This is a genomic window from Klebsiella sp. K5-45 (assembly GCF_030128605.1).
GTDB lineage: Bacteria > Pseudomonadota > Gammaproteobacteria > Enterobacterales > Enterobacteriaceae > Klebsiella > Klebsiella quasipneumoniae.
Genome location: NZ_JAKUZW010000018.1, coordinates 1 through 13,272 on the forward strand (window position 1 = coordinate 1; position 13,272 = coordinate 13,272).

Genomic DNA, 13,272 nt, shown 5'->3' on the forward strand with positions numbered 1-13,272 from the left:
CGACCAGTTGAGCGGATTCGCGTTTAAACTCTGCGCTGAAATTTCTTTTTTTCATTATGACACCTGTGTTGTTCTGAGGTGAGCATATCACCTCTGTTCAGGTGGCCAAATTCAGTAAACCACTTCACTAACCATTCAGCCGAAGATCGTAAAGGATTATAAATCGCTATGCTTTGACCTAATCGCAGATCTTGAAAATGGCATATAACAAGGTAATCAAATTCGGTCGCCGGACGCTCATTCCTCGCGCCGTTTATTGCGGGAGTTACTGAGCGGCAGCTTCTGGCACAAAAATGAAATAGAATCTTCTATCACTGAATGACCGCTCTTTGTCTGAAGCAGACCACCGCCTGCGCGGTGGCGACCGTCTGCTTTTCGCTCATAACGGACTGCGCTCACTTATTGCAGTGAGCGTTACCTTGTGTTTAATGCCAGCCTGGTATAGTCAGGTTGACAGTACCGGTTTCAGGTCTTCGTCATTAAAAACGGTTCCGGTCTTCAGGACGCCATAACACCAGTGCACCAGTTTCCGCATCAGCGCGCCAATGGCCACCATTTTAGGTTTACCCCGCAGGCACATCTCATCGTAAATATTACGCATTCGCTTATTGTAGATTTTTCCGCACAGGGCGGACATGTAAAGCTTCGCTCTCAACTGAGGGGGGCCGATTTTCGACATCCGCGGCCGGCGCCGGACCGATGTGCCTGAGCGTTTATCGATCGGCACCACGCCCAGAAAGGCGGCAGCCTGCTCAGCCGATACAAAGTTATGGCTGCGAAGCACGATCAGCATATGCATCCCCAACTGGGGACCAACCGATTTAATTGAGGTCAGCAGTGTATAATCACGCCTCAGTGCAGGGCTGGCTTTGATATGTGCTTTTATCTGCCGCTCGATATTACTTATCTCCTCGCGCAGAAGCTGCGCCATACGCCTGCAGGAACTGATAATATCTGCAGGTGTGTCTGTCGACAGGTATTTTTCCAGTCTGTTCTCCTCACGCAGGGCATCACCCAGCAGAACATCCCGCCGTCGCAGTAGTGCACCGAGATATCTGATTTCGGGTGCCGGCGGCTCCCAGCGGTGTGGCTTCTTAAGGAATGCGTAACAGGCCAGCATATACGCATCCACCTTATCCGTTTTTGTCATGATTCCCATGCCACGCGCAAACTCCCGACTACGGTGAGGGTTGGCCAGAGAAACCCGGAAACCGGCATCATGTAATTCAGTGGCCAGCTGTTCGTGATAAACACCGGTAGCTTCCATTACCACATGAACATCTTCCGGACTGCAATGTTGAAGCCTGAGCCAGCGAAGAATATTTTCAACTGAATGTCTGTTATTCTGGATGTTACGGGTTTTTATGCGTCCTTTGATACCGTCATAAAGCATGCAAAGATCCAAGGTGTTTTTACTTACGTCAATGCCGACTGGAAACATGGTCAAACTCCTCTCACATAAACCGTCACGCCTGTTCGCCTTGTACATACGGAGTCGAGCTCCCGGTAACCGTTCAACCTGATGTGCTGGCGTGAAAGGTGAAGCGGAGGGCCATGTGCTGCAAATCAAGGTTCAGCGGTGCCGACTTTTCTGACCTTAAGGGAAGGGGGCGGCTCACTCTGCTTCAGTGGTGGTAGCTAATCACCACAAACTGTTAGATACAAGGGAGGGGGTCGGTGAGGCAGAACCTGTCAACACAGTAGCCGGCTGCGCCGGGCAACGGCGCCACTCACTATCAGAGTTGTACTCAACTGCTGCTGGCGCCTCCATGCCGCAAAGCGGCATTCAGAGAACTTGCTCGTCAGTCCAGGCTGTGTATTCAATTCAGGGTGAACGGTTCCGAATCCTTTCTGCTTCCGGTTAAGATACATTCAGGTTCTCGAAAAATAAGGGAAAACGTTCGTAGTGAATCTGAAGGAAAAATCGGCCCATCTGGCGTGGTGCGAGCTGGTTGCGCTGGCATTAGGTAGGAAGAACGGCGATATAGTGTCGCCAGTACAGTAAAATCTCTTTCTCACCAGGTGGCTGGCGACGGCGCTGAAGCAACGTCGCTTTTCGTGTGATATTACCCCCGACATCGAGTGGCTTCTGAAACTGCTGTGTCTCATTGAACGTGAGCCTGCACTGATTAATACATTGCGCGGTATTCTCGCTTGAACAAAACCAGCCCCTTCGCGCTGACGGGCCTGGTTTTGTTCTTCGGTGTACAGTACACCGTCTGACGACGGATTGCCTCCCTTTACCTCGGTGCATAGCCCTCTTCCGCCAGTGTTTTCATATGAATGGACTAGGAAATAAATTATGCTGACTCATTATTTCTGGCCATAAAGGTTCTGGCAGTGCCATCTTTCGGGTCAACAAAGGTAATATCTTCAGGATCACGACGAGGGCTGGCCAATGACAGAAATATTACGGGTTCTTCAAGAAGGGTTGGTAATGCATGGACAACATTACGCTCGAAAAAAAGCACGTGGCCGGGGGCAAATTCGGCTTCGTCACGAGGATCTTCCATCCAGAGCGTCCCCATGAATCCCTGAATAACCTGACGCCGGAGGATCACCTGCTGATGGCTGAAAAACCGGAACTCTCAAAAAGTGCGTGGAACTAAAACAGGTGTGCATTACTCCACCTCATGTTGAAGAGACCAGACTGCATCAGAAAATTGCACCATAACTGAGCAAGCCGCATCCCATTGGTGCAAAAGTGTCTCCAAAAATAAATAATCCATTGATTTAACTGTGCTTTAAAAATGGCATGAATTTTTCATGTCGGGTATATGCAAGCAGGGGCAACCCTTAAGCCTTGAATCCATTAAATATCGACAGGTAATGAAGCCTGATTGTCCTAATAAGGACAATCAGGCTTTTTTATTAATGCAGAGAGCAAACATACGTGCAAACTATTGATATTGGAATTTTGCTTTCCACAGAAGGTACCTACAGCCACCTGGCGAACAGCACACTGCTTGGTGCGCGCCATGCCTTAGAGGAAATCAATGCCGATCCTGCTTATCCTTTTCAGCTGCGGGCCCGACATATCAACCCTGCGGGTGAACTCGCAGCCTACAGTGAAGCGGTGAGCACCTTTATCGCTCACGGCATCCGCCATATCTTCGGAACCATTACCTCTGCCAGTCGGAAGGAGATTATCCCGGACCTGGAGCAGCATAACCTGCTGCTGTGGTATGGCTGTCCTTACGAGGGGTTCGAGAGCTGCGAGCAGGTCGTATATCTGGGCGGTTGTCCGAACCAGACTCTGCTGCCACTCCTGCGGCTGGCGCTGGATATGTTCGGAAATCGCTCCTGGCTGATCGGCTCTAACTACGTCTGGGGCTGGGAAAGCAATCGTATCGCCCGTGAGGTAGTGGAAGGTTCCGGCGGTACGGTGGTGGGCGAAAAATATCTGCACCTGAGAAACAGCAACGTGACCGAGTTGATTGAGGCGATTCTCAGCACAGAGGTAGATTTTGTGCTCAATAACCTGGTAGGCGAAACCTCTTATGCGTTTCTGCGCGCACTGGACGAGGCCTGTCTTCGCGATCGGCGGACGTTAGCGGTGCTCAGCTGTAATTTTACCGAAGCCGAAGTCGCCGAAGTCGCGCCACTAAGGGCGGTACGTTTGCTTTCCTGCGGACCGTTTTTTGAGAGCGTCGATCTCGATTTTTGTGCGCGGCAGCACCTGCAACATGGCGCACAGCGCATCTCCCACTACTATATCGGCGGCTGGCGGGCAGTAAGGCTGTTTGCCAATAGCCTGCGCGAGGCCGGAAACAGCGAGCCGGGTGCGGTGCTGGCGGCACTGCATCGTCAGCACGACGTTGATTCTCCGGGCGCTCGCTCAGTAATGGCTCGAAACAACCACGCCTGTTTGCCCTGCTACATCGCTGAGTTGCAACAAACTTGCTTTCAGATACTGCATCGCGAACCGCTGCCGGTTATGCCCGATCCCTATCTCTCCGCGACCGAGCTACGTGAAAGCCGAACGGTTGCAGCCAGACCTGCTCTGAGGATTGTTAAATGAAAACGCTGCTGTCCCCGGATTTAGATGCTCAGCCGCTCCTGCTGGTAGACTGTGAAGCAAGGAGTCGCGAAGCGCTGGAAAAAAACCTGACGCGGATGGGTATCCGCTGGCATCACCTGACCGGAGATGAGGCTTTACCTCCTCTCACCCCCTGTGCAGTACTGGTGGAACTGGAGGCATTCGCCAGCCCGCTAACCCTGAGCCAGATCAATCTGGCGGGAATACCGGTGATCGCGCTGACCTCACATGAGGGACTTTACCAGGTACAGCGCGCGCTGGAGTTAGGGGCAACAGCGCTCCTTACCAAGCCTATTACACAGCGAGCCATCTATACCACCCTGATGATGGCAGTGGGGCTGCGTCAGCAGTTGCATGACATTCAACAGCAACAGATGCTACTGCGCCAGCGTCTGGCAGCAATGCCGCAGATTACCCAAGCTCTGGCGGCCCAGATGCAAGCGGAAAGTATTGATGAACAACAGGCATGGGTTCGCCTGCGCTCGGAATCAATGTGTACGAACCAGTCGGTGGCACAGGTGGCGCAGAAGTGGCTGCTACGAATGTCGTCCGGCAAGCGGGGAGCACAATGAATAGAGTCGGATATTTTCTGCGCCGGCCAGCCCTGCTGCTCTCGCTGCTGTTTATTCTCCTGGTGGTGATGAGCGCGCTGTTTGCCCCCTGGCTCACCCCCTTCGATCCCGATGAACAGTTTGTCGAGGGACTGAGCCTGGAAGGCGCACCGCTTTCTCCCAACAGCACTTACTGGCTGGGAACCGATCTGCTGGGACGCGATCTCTTCTCGCGTTTAATTTACGGAGCTCGTACTTCGTTACTCATCGGTGTTGTCGCCAACGGCACTGCAGTACTGATCGGCGTCCTGGTAGGGCTTAGCGCAGGTTATCTGCAGGGGCGTATCGGAGGGCTGCTGATGCGCTTTACCGATCTGATGATGGCGTTTCCCGCACTGCTGCTGGCGATTGCCCTGGCGGCGATTTTCCAGCCAAGTGTCTGGATCGTCTCCCTGGTGATCGCCATGGTGAACTGGGTGCAGATCGCCAGGGTTATCTACGCCGAAACTAGCGCGCTTAGCGCCCGCGACTTTATCGCCGTGGAACGCACCCTGGGGGCCGGAACGTTGCGTATTCTCGGCGTGCATTTAATTCCACATCTGGCGCCAACGGTGCTGGTCTGGGCCACACTAGGCATCTCCACCACAGTCCTGCTGGAAGCTACTCTATCGTTCCTCGGGGTGGGGGTACAGCCGCCAACGCCGAGTTGGGGCAACATCATCTTTGAAAGCCAGAGCTATTTTACTTCGGCTCCCTGGCTGGTGTTCTTTCCCGGCGCGGCGATTGTGCTGCTGTCGCTCTCTTTCAATATCGCTGGTGACGCCCTGCGCGACGCCCTCGATCCCGGCTTAAAAGGACGAAACTAATGCTATTTCTGGGAAAACGTCTGTTGCATGCCGGGCTGATCCTGCTTGGCGTTACGTTGATCTGCTATTTGCTGCTGTTTATGTTGCCCGCCGATCCAGCGCGCCAAATCGCCGGGCGCAGTGCCACGCCGGAAGTAGTCGAAAACATCCGCCATCAGTTGGGGTTGGATCTGCCGTTTTATCAGCAATATTGGCGTTATCTGCAGGGGCTGCTGCACGGCGATCTGGGACGCTCGTTTATTCAGCGCAGCGAAGTGAGTGAACTGGTTTCCGCCCGTATCGGGCCGTCACTGCAGCTGATGGCGGCGGGTATTCTCTGCGAGTTGGTACTGGGGATCGCCCTCGGCACCCTGGCGGCGTTAAAACGCGGCGGGCTGGCGGACCGGCTTCTGATGGCGCTCTCCTTTATCGGTGTTTCGGCGCCGCAGTTCATCGCCGCGATGCTTTTTCTCTATCTTTTCGCCGTGGTACTCAACTGGTTCCCGATGGGAGGCTATGGCGGCTTCAGCCATCTGGCGCTACCGGCGCTAACCCTCGGCCTGCTCGGCAGCGGCTGGTATTCACGCATGTTGCGCTCGTCGATGATTGAGGTGCTGCATCAGGATTTTATCCGTACCGCGCGGGCCAAAGGGCTGGGCCGAACCCGCGTACTGCTGCGTCACGTGCTGCCGAATGCCGTGCTGCCGCTAATTCCGATGATAGGCATTGATATCGGCATTTTTATGGGCGGACTGGTGGTAGTCGAATCGGTCTTTGGCTGGCCGGGTATCGGTCAGCTGGCCTGGCAGGCGATTCAACAGGTGGATATCCCGGTGATTGTCGGGGTAACCACCGTGTCAGCGGTTGCCATTGTTGGCGGCAACCTTATTGCGGATCTGGTGCTGCCGTGGGTCGATCCGCGCATTGATGTCAAAAAGTAGCAGGGGAAGATGATGAAAAATGCGTTATTGACAATGGCGGTGGCCGCGGCCTGTTTCTCTTATGGCGCGCAGGCTGACGAGAAGACCGGCGGCGATATCGTGGTGACCTACCAGAACGACGTGGCGACCCTCGATCCGGCCATTGGCTATGACTGGCAAAACTGGTCGATGATCAAAAGCCTGTTCGACGGCCTGATGGACTATCGTCCCGGCACCACCGAGTTGGTGAACGACCTGGCGGAGAGCTACGCCATTTCCGAGGACGGCAAGGTCTACACCTTTGTGCTACGCAAAGGGGTGAAATTCCACAACGGCCGCGAGGTCACGGCGGCGGACGTGAAATATTCTCTGGAACGCACAGTCAACCCGAAAACCCAAAGTCCGGGCGCCGGGTTCTTCAGTCCCATCGCGGGCTATGACGAGGAGGCCAGCGGTAAAAGCACGACCCTGAGCGGTATCGAGGTCGTCGACGATCATACGGTAAAAATCACTCTGAAAGAGCCCAACGCCACCTTCCTGCATGTGCTGGCGCTGAACTTTGCCTCGGTGGTTCCCCGTGAGGAGGTGGAGAAATGGGGCGCCGACTTCGGCAAGCATCCGGTCGGCAGCGGCGCGTTTGAGCTCCAGGAGTGGAAGCTGGGCCAGGAGCTGATCTTCCGCAAAAACCCGAACTACTTTAAAGCCGGCGTGCCGCGGCTGGATCACATAAAGTTCGAAATGGGACAGGATCCCTCGGTCGCTCTGCTGCGGCTGGAAAAAGGCGAAGTGGATATTGCCGGCGACGGCGTACCGCCCGCACAGTTTCTGTCGTTTAAAAACAACCCGGCCTATAAGGGCCTGATGGTCACCGGCGACCAGTTGCAGACCGGCTACGTGACGATGAAAACCACGCTGCCGCCTTTCGATAATCTCAAAGTCCGCCAGGCGGTGAACATGGCGGTCAACAAAGATCGCATCATGCGCATCATTAATGGACGCGCGGCGCCGGCCAACCAGCCACTGCCACCCGCCATGCCCGGTTATGACAAGGCATATCAGGGTTTCAGCTACGACCCGGCAAAAGCGAAGCAACTGCTCAGCGAAGCGGGTTTCCCCAACGGTTTTGCTACCGAACTGTACGTGATGAATACCGATCCGCAGCCGCGTATCGCCCAGTCTATCCAGCAGGATCTGGCCAAAGTGGGCATCCACGCCAGCATCAAATCCCTGGCGCAGGCGAATGTGATTGCGGCGGGCGGCTCCGCCAGCCAAGCGCCGATGGTCTGGTCCGGCGGCATGGCGTGGATCGCCGATTTCCCGGATCCCTCGAACTTCTATGGCCCGATCCTCGGCTGCGCCGGGGCGGTAGAGGGCGGCTGGAACTGGGCGCGCTACTGCAACAAAGCGCTGGACGCGCAGGCGGCCGCGGCGGACAGCATGGTGAAACCCGACCAGCAGGACGCGCGCATTGAAGCCTGGCGCAAAATCTTCATCACTGCAATGGATGACGCGCCCTGGGTGCCGGTATTCAACGAGAAGCGCTACACCGTACATTCCGCACGCATGGGGGGCGAGGACGCGCTGTATGTCGATCCAGTGCATGTACCAGTCAACTACGACTATATCGGACTGAAATAATTTGATGGCGCCGGGACGGCGCCGCTGCTTAAAGGAGAGTCAGGATGTGCCAAAATTGTCTGGTGAAGACCATTCATCATGCTCAACATCATTTCGGCTGGGATAACAGCCTGAGCCCGGTCCTGCACGTAGCTTCCGGCAGCCAACTGGAGTTTCACTGCCTGGATGCGGCTAACGGCTGGTTCAACGCCGGTTCTACCGCAGCGGATATCCCAACGCTGCCGTTTGATAAGCTCAACCCGGTCAGTGGCCCGGTCTATGTGGAAGGCGCTCAGCCGGGCGATGCGCTAAAGGTGACGCTGGAATCCTTTCGTCCCAGCGGCTTTGGCTGGACTGCGAATATCCCGGGCTTCGGCCTGCTGGCCGATCAGTTTTCTGATCCGGCGCTGACGCTGTGGCAATATGACCGCCAGGGCTTAACCCCCTGCGCCTTTGGCCGATATGGCCGCGTACCGCTGAAACCCTTCGCCGGTACCCTCGGCGTCGCTCCCGCCGCCGCGGGCCATCATTCGGTGGTGCCGCCGCGCCGCGTGGGCGGCAATCTGGATATTCGCGATCTGGCCGCTGGCTGCACATTATGGCTACCGGTGGAAGTAGAAGGCGCGTTGTTTTCTATTGGTGACACCCACGCCGCGCAGGGCGATGGTGAAGTCTGCGGCACGGCGATTGAAAGCGCGATGGACGTGGTGGTGAAGCTGGAAGTGGTTAAAGATATGCCGCTGAAAACGCCGCGTTTCGCCACCCCTGGCCCAGTGACCCAACATCTGGATCGGCACGGCTACAGCGCCTTCACCGGCATTGGCCCTGACCTGATGACCGCCGCCCGCGACGCGGTAAGCTATACCATCGATGCGCTGTGCCGCGAACAAGGGATGTCGGCGGAAGAGGCCTATATGCTCTGCTCCGTGTGCGGCGATCTGCGCATCAGCGAAATCGTCGATCGGCCTAACTGGGTGGTGTCGTTCTATTTTCCCAACAGCGTGTTTAATTAGGAGCGTTATGTCAGCAGTCCTATTTCCGGCGCCGCTGCTCTCGGTCGAGCGCCTGTCGATCCAGTTTGGTACACAGCGGGTGGTGGATGACATCAGCTTTGCGCTCTGGCCGGGAAAAACTCTGTGCATTGCCGGCGAGTCGGGCAGCGGTAAATCGCTGACTTCGCTGGCGATCATGGGTTTGCTTCCGGAGGAGGCACAGATTCCAGGCGGCGCGATTATTTTTGATAACCAGGATTTGCTCAGCCTGCCGGAGCGGCAAATGCAGCTGCTGCGCGGCAAGTCGGTTGCCATGATTTTTCAGGAACCGATGACCTCGCTCAATCCGCTGATGACGGTGGGCCAGCAGCTGGAAGAGACGCTGCAACGCCACGAAGTGCTGGGCCGCCGTGAACGGCGCAGCCGGGTCAGCACGATGCTGGACGCGGTCAAAATCAGTCATGTGGAGAAGCGCCTGCAACAGTATCCGCACGAGCTTTCCGGCGGTATGCGCCAGCGGGTGATGATCGCCATGGCAATGCTGTGCCAGCCACAGGTGCTGATTGCCGATGAGCCGACCACGGCCCTCGACGTCACTATTCAGGCGCAGATCCTCGAGTTGATGCGCGAACTGCAGCAGGCGTTTTCCACCAGCCTGCTGTTGATCACCCACGATATGGGAGTGGTGGCAGAAATGGCCGATGATGTGCTGGTCATGAGTCACGGCAAAATCATGGAGCAGGCTCCGGCAAAAACGCTGTTTACCTCGCCGCAGGCGGCTTATACCCGCCAGCTGTTGCAGGCGGTACCGGTGCTGGGCCAGGCGCCCGCGCTGGCGCCGGTCGAGGCGACGCGACCGTTGCTCAGCGTCCGCGACCTCAGCGTGCGCTTTCCGGTGCGCGGCGACGGCCTGCGCGTGCGTCGCGAAGTCCATGCCGTCGATGGCGTCAGCTTCGATCTTTTCCCCGGCGAGACGTTGGGCATCGTCGGTGAAAGCGGCTGCGGTAAATCGACGACGGCAAAAGCGCTGATGAATATGGTGCCATTTAGCGGCAGCGCGCAGCTTAACGGACAGGAGCTGCACGGCCTGAAGGACGAGGCGTTAAGAGCGGTACGCCGCGATTTGCAGATGGTGTTTCAGGATCCCTGGGCGGCGCTCAATCCGCGCAAAACTATTTTCGACCTGGTTGGGGAGCCGCTGCTGATTCATGAGCAGATGCCCGCAGTACAGCGCACGGAGCGGGTGGCGCAGCTATTGCAGCAGGTCGGCCTGCCAGCGGAAGCGATGCGGCGTTATCCGCACCAGTTTTCCGGCGGCCAGCGCCAGCGCATTTGCATTGCCCGCGCGCTGGCGCTGAACCCGAAAGTGATCATCGCCGATGAATCGGTTTCCGCGCTGGATGTTTCAGTACAGGCGCAGGTGCTGACGCTGCTGGAAGATTTGCGTCAGCGCTATCGGCTCAGCTATCTGTTTATTTCCCATGATATGGCGGTGGTGGAGCGCATCTGCCACCGGGTAGCGGTGATGTTTGGCGGCCAGCTCGTGGAGATCGGCCCACGAGATCGAGTGTTGCACCATCCGCAGCATCCTTATACTCAGCACTTGCTCAGCGCCGTTCCTATACCTGACGTTCAGCAAAGACGGCAACCCCGAGCCACCAGCGCAATGCCGATAAGACCAGAACCGATCAAACCCATCGGCTATCAGAGAGTACCGCAGCGCTTTACCGATTTTGGCGACGGGCACCTCGTCGCCTGCTGAACAAAAAAGCATTCAAACCGGCGGATTTCCGCCGGTGGCAACACTGTTGCCACACAACTCGACGAGAGGCCATTAAACTGGAAAAGTTAGCACATAGCAGGACATAGAGCCGGTCTAAAATGCCCTAAATGCAACGTACCGTATCTTTTATTGTTAGACAAAACCGGAGGTAAACATGCTTAAACCGTCTTCTCCCTAGTGGTGTGATCTCACCACGCGGGAATTCAGTAAACTGGATATGGCGAATATCGTCGCCGTACTACCTATTTGCGCCGTAGAACAACACGGAGCTCATCTGCCGGTTCGGGTGTTTGCTGAGTGGTTTACTGATTTAGTGTATGATGGTGTTTTTGAGGTGCTCCAGTGGCTTCTGTTTCTATCAGCTGTCCCTCCTGTTCAGCTACTGCCGGGGTGGTGCGTAACGGCAAAAGCACTGCCGGACATCAGCGCTATCTCTGCTCTCACTGCCGTAAAACATGGCAACTGCAGTTCACTTACACCGCTTCTCAACCCGGTACGCACCAGAAAATCATTGATATGGCCATGAATGGTGTTGGATGCCGGGCAACCGCCCGCATTATGGGCGTTGGCCTCAACACGATTTTACGTCACTTAAAAACTCAGGCCGCAGTCGGTAACCTCGCGCATACAGCCGGGCAGTGACGTCATCGTCTGCGCGGAAATGGACGAACAGTGGGGCTATGTCGGGGCTAAATCGCGCCAGCGCTGGCTGTTTTACGCGTATGACAGGATACGGAGGACGGTTGTGGCGCACGTCTTCGGTGAACGCACGTTGGCCACGCTGGAGCGTCTTCTGGGCCTGCTGTCGGCCTTTGAGGTCGTGGTATGGATGACGGATGGCTGGCCACTTTATGAATCACGCCTGAAGGGAGAACTGCACGTTATCAGCAAGCGATATACGCAGCGCATTGAGCGGCATAACCTGAATCTGAGGCAACATCTGGCAAGGCTGGGCAGGAAGTCACTGTCGTTCTCAAAATCGGTGGAGCTGCATGACAAAATCATCGGGCATTATCTGAACATAAAACACTATCAATAAGTTGGAGTCATTACCCTTTTTTCAACTTCTGATGGATGCGAGTGATTGAACTCATACATTAATGTTTTCCCACGAAGTCTTTTTTCAGGTAAGCCTTCGCACATATCGGTAAATAGCTTGCCTGCTTTTATTTTTTCTGTCATCGACATGTTCATTTTTAACATTCCGTCCTGATAAGTTGGTCGGATAAGGCGCTCGCGCCGTATCCGACATTAATTTCTTAAGCGACTTCATTCACCTGGCGACGCAGCAGAGAAAGTGGGCCGGGGCCGCTAAGCGTGAACACGGAAATTAAGGTGAAGCCCAGCGCCACCAGACCCAGCACCAGGTAAGCGCCCTGGAAACCGATGCTTTCATACATATTGCCCGCCAGAATAGACATAAAAATCATCGCCAGTTGCTTAAAGAAGCAGAAACAGACCAGATAAATCGTCGCTGAAAAACGCACTTCAAACTGGCTGGTAATATATTTAAAGCAGCCCACCAGCAGGAACGGTACTTCAAACATATGCAGCGTTTTCAGAATAACCACTTCCAGTGCTGAGGTAGCGAACGATGAGCCAATAATACGTACTGACATAATAGTGCCAGCCAGCAGCAGGGCGTTTTTCCCACCGATGCGATTAATGATCAGTGGCGCAAAAAACATAATCGAGGCGTTAAGTAATTCGCCCATTGTCGTTACGTAGCCAAATACCCGCGTACCCTGTTCACCGGTAGCAAAGAACGAAGTAAAGAAATTAGCAAACTGTTGGTCAAAAACATCGTAGGTGCAGGAAACGCCAATAACATACAGTGACAAAAACCACAGTTTTGGCTGTCTGAACAGTTCCAGCGCCAGCTTAAGGCTAAATGCCGAATGGTTGGCACCTACCGCATTGGCAACCGTGGCAGAAGAGGGCGCATCCGTTTTGGCGAAAAAGAGTAAAACGGCGAGGATGAATGCACAGCCAGAACCCAGCCAGAAAACAAACTGATTATTGATGGTGAACATGATGCCGACAATCGAGGCACACAGCGCCCAGCCAACACAGCCAAACATCCGCGCGCGACCATATTCGAAATTACTGCGACGGCTGACTTTCTCGATAAATGCCTCTACTGCTGGCGCACCGGCGTTAAAACAAAAGCCTAGATAAATACCACCAACAATCGATCCTACTAAAATGTTGTATTGTAACAGTGGCCCGAAGATAAAAATAAAGAACGGCGCAAACATCACTAACATGCCGGTAATAATCCACAGCAGGTATTTGCGCAGCCCGAGTTTGTCAGAAAGCAGACCAAACAGCGGTTGGAATAATAGCGAGAACAGAGAAATAGCGGCAAAAATAATACCCGTATCACTTTTGCTGATATGGTTGATGTCATGTAGCCAAATCGGGAAAAACGGGAAGTAGGCTCCCATGATAAAAAAGTAAAAGAAAAAGAATAAACCGAACATCCAAAAGTTTGTGTTTTTTAAATAGTACATAATGGATTTCCT

General features: G+C 54.8%; 11 protein-coding genes and 3 pseudogenes. 10 read left to right on the top strand and 4 right to left on the bottom strand.

What is annotated here, in order from left to right; all coding sequences use genetic code 11:
• Window positions 1–445 precede the first annotated feature (445 nt).
• Window positions 446–1,441 carry an IS110 family transposase gene (locus tag MKS11_RS25000; protein ID WP_104458976.1) on the bottom strand — a complete coding sequence of 332 codons (996 nt, stop codon included), beginning with the start codon at window positions 1,439–1,441 and terminating at the stop codon, window positions 446–448.
• Between the two features lie 465 nt (window positions 1,442–1,906).
• Here MKS11_RS25000 and MKS11_RS25005 point away from each other — a divergent pair.
• Window positions 1,907–2,095: pseudogene (locus MKS11_RS25005) on the top strand (DUF2913 family protein); the annotation flags it as partial.
• Between the two features lie 205 nt (window positions 2,096–2,300).
• Here the strand turns inward: MKS11_RS25005 and MKS11_RS25010 are convergent.
• Window positions 2,301–2,513 (bottom strand): hypothetical protein, encoded by a 213-nt coding sequence (locus MKS11_RS25010; RefSeq protein ID WP_161989521.1) that lies wholly within the window; start codon window positions 2,511–2,513, stop codon window positions 2,301–2,303.
• On the opposite strand from MKS11_RS25010, the pseudogene MKS11_RS25015 reads away from it, so the two are divergent.
• From MKS11_RS25015 to MKS11_RS25055, 9 genes and pseudogenes are all read left to right on the top strand, one after another.
• Window positions 2,508–2,609 (top strand): annotated as a pseudogene (locus MKS11_RS25015) (integrase); the annotation flags it as partial. The gene MKS11_RS25010 and the pseudogene MKS11_RS25015 overlap by 6 nt on opposite strands.
• A 284-nt stretch (window positions 2,610–2,893) precedes the next feature.
• On the top strand, window positions 2,894–4,021 hold the full coding sequence (locus MKS11_RS25020) for a transporter substrate-binding protein (protein ID WP_004118840.1): 1,128 nt from the start codon (window positions 2,894–2,896) through the stop codon (window positions 4,019–4,021).
• The gene (locus tag MKS11_RS25025; RefSeq protein ID WP_004118229.1) at window positions 4,018–4,611 is read left to right on the top strand and encodes an ANTAR domain-containing response regulator; all 594 of its coding nucleotides are present in this window, start codon (window positions 4,018–4,020) and stop codon (window positions 4,609–4,611) included. The genes MKS11_RS25020 and MKS11_RS25025 overlap by 4 nt, the downstream gene beginning before the upstream one ends.
• Complete coding sequence (locus tag MKS11_RS25030; protein WP_004118228.1) at window positions 4,608–5,456, top strand: ABC transporter permease; 849 nt, start codon at window positions 4,608–4,610, stop codon at window positions 5,454–5,456. Before MKS11_RS25025 ends, MKS11_RS25030 begins: the two co-directional genes overlap by 4 nt.
• Window positions 5,456–6,376 carry an ABC transporter permease gene (locus tag MKS11_RS25035; RefSeq protein ID WP_004118227.1) on the top strand — a complete coding sequence of 307 codons (921 nt, stop codon included), beginning with the start codon at window positions 5,456–5,458 and terminating at the stop codon, window positions 6,374–6,376. The genes MKS11_RS25030 and MKS11_RS25035 overlap by 1 nt, the downstream gene beginning before the upstream one ends.
• 12 nt (window positions 6,377–6,388) lie before the next feature.
• Window positions 6,389–7,993, top strand: coding sequence for an ABC transporter substrate-binding protein (locus tag MKS11_RS25040; protein WP_024196104.1), 1,605 nt, complete (start codon window positions 6,389–6,391; stop codon window positions 7,991–7,993).
• A 44-nt stretch (window positions 7,994–8,037) separates the two neighbouring features.
• Entirely contained in the window at window positions 8,038–8,985 is a 948-nt protein-coding gene (locus MKS11_RS25045) for an acetamidase/formamidase family protein (protein ID WP_004118225.1), read from the top strand.
• A 7-nt stretch (window positions 8,986–8,992) separates the two neighbouring features.
• The gene (locus MKS11_RS25050) at window positions 8,993–10,726 is read left to right on the top strand and encodes an ABC transporter ATP-binding protein (protein WP_104458974.1); all 1,734 of its coding nucleotides are present in this window, start codon (window positions 8,993–8,995) and stop codon (window positions 10,724–10,726) included.
• 363 nt (window positions 10,727–11,089) lie between these two features.
• A protein-coding gene (locus MKS11_RS25055; RefSeq protein WP_284109754.1) for an IS1 family transposase occupies window positions 11,090–11,786 on the top strand; the annotation gives its coding sequence in 2 pieces (ribosomal slippage) (window positions 11,090–11,343 and window positions 11,342–11,786; 699 coding nt in all).
• A 14-nt stretch (window positions 11,787–11,800) separates the two neighbouring features.
• On the opposite strand, the pseudogene MKS11_RS25060 reads toward MKS11_RS25055, so the two are convergent.
• Window positions 11,801–11,941, bottom strand: a pseudogene (locus MKS11_RS25060) (maltose acetyltransferase domain-containing protein); the annotation flags it as partial.
• Between the two features lie 65 nt (window positions 11,942–12,006).
• Complete coding sequence (gene lacY, locus MKS11_RS25065) at window positions 12,007–13,260, bottom strand: lactose permease (RefSeq protein WP_003846917.1); 1,254 nt, start codon at window positions 13,258–13,260, stop codon at window positions 12,007–12,009.
• Between the last annotated feature and the right edge of the window lie 12 nt (window positions 13,261–13,272).

What these genes read in the sequence shown, in the direction of transcription:
- MKS11_RS25000 (WP_104458976.1), bottom strand. Translation starts at nt 1,441, where the DNA reads ATGTTTCCAGTCGGCATTGACGTAAGTAAAAACACCTTGGATCTTTGC.
- MKS11_RS25010 (WP_161989521.1), bottom strand. Translation starts at nt 2,513, where the DNA reads ATGGAAGATCCTCGTGACGAAGCCGAATTTGCCCCCGGCCACGTGCTT.
- MKS11_RS25025 (WP_004118229.1), top strand. Translation starts at nt 4,018, where the DNA reads ATGAAAACGCTGCTGTCCCCGGATTTAGATGCTCAGCCGCTCCTGCTG.
- MKS11_RS25030 (WP_004118228.1), top strand. Translation starts at nt 4,608, where the DNA reads ATGAATAGAGTCGGATATTTTCTGCGCCGGCCAGCCCTGCTGCTCTCG.
- MKS11_RS25035 (WP_004118227.1), top strand. Translation starts at nt 5,456, where the DNA reads ATGCTATTTCTGGGAAAACGTCTGTTGCATGCCGGGCTGATCCTGCTT.
- MKS11_RS25040 (WP_024196104.1), top strand. Translation starts at nt 6,389, where the DNA reads ATGAAAAATGCGTTATTGACAATGGCGGTGGCCGCGGCCTGTTTCTCT.
- MKS11_RS25045 (WP_004118225.1), top strand. Translation starts at nt 8,038, where the DNA reads ATGTGCCAAAATTGTCTGGTGAAGACCATTCATCATGCTCAACATCAT.
- MKS11_RS25050 (WP_104458974.1), top strand. Translation starts at nt 8,993, where the DNA reads ATGTCAGCAGTCCTATTTCCGGCGCCGCTGCTCTCGGTCGAGCGCCTG.
- lacY (WP_003846917.1), bottom strand. Translation starts at nt 13,260, where the DNA reads ATGTACTATTTAAAAAACACAAACTTTTGGATGTTCGGTTTATTCTTT.